The following is a 671-nucleotide window of genomic DNA, read 5'->3' as shown; positions in this document are numbered from 1 at the left end:
GCCAATACTTAACATTTTTGGCGCTGTTTCACCTTCCGCATAAAGCACATCAAAGGCATCTTTTAGGTAGGTGAAGAATTGCTCTCCAGTGTTGAAACCTTGGTTCGTTGCAAATCGCATGTCATTCGTATCAAGCGTGTATGGGACGATTAGAAATGGGTTTTCGTAGTCATACACCCAATACGGAAGATCGTCAGCATACGAATCAGCGTCGTACATAAAACCACCTGCTTCATACACTAGATCACGTGTATTCGGGCTAGTTCGTCCGGTGTACCAACCTAGCGGCCGTTCACCGGTAATTTCTTCATGCTTTTTGATCGCTTCTTGAATTTGATGACGTTCTTCATCTTTATCAATGTACTGATAATTAATCCACTTATATCCGTGTGCCGCGATTTCCCAGTTAGCATCTTTCATGGCTTGCACAGCTTCTGGATGTTTCTCCAATGCTGTCGTCACACCATAAACTGTGACTGGCATGTTGCGTTCCGTGAACATTCGGTGAAGACGCCAAAACCCTGCTCGACTTCCATACTCATAGATAGATTCCATGCTCATGTGACGAACGCCTTCCATTGCAGGAGCTCCTATAATTTCAGATAAGAATGCTTCTGATGCAGGATCACCATGAAGAATACAGTTCTCACCACCCTCCTCGTAATTAATAA

General features: G+C 44.0%; 1 protein-coding gene. It reads right to left on the bottom strand.

Annotated features, from left to right (window positions below):
- The coding region (locus A3738_RS18725; RefSeq protein WP_068763775.1) for a polysaccharide deacetylase family protein at window positions 1–671 on the bottom strand (671 nt) is incomplete at both ends.

This window comes from Oleiphilus sp. HI0066 (assembly GCF_001635725.1).
This window is presented reverse-complemented; position numbering and strand designations above follow the sequence as displayed.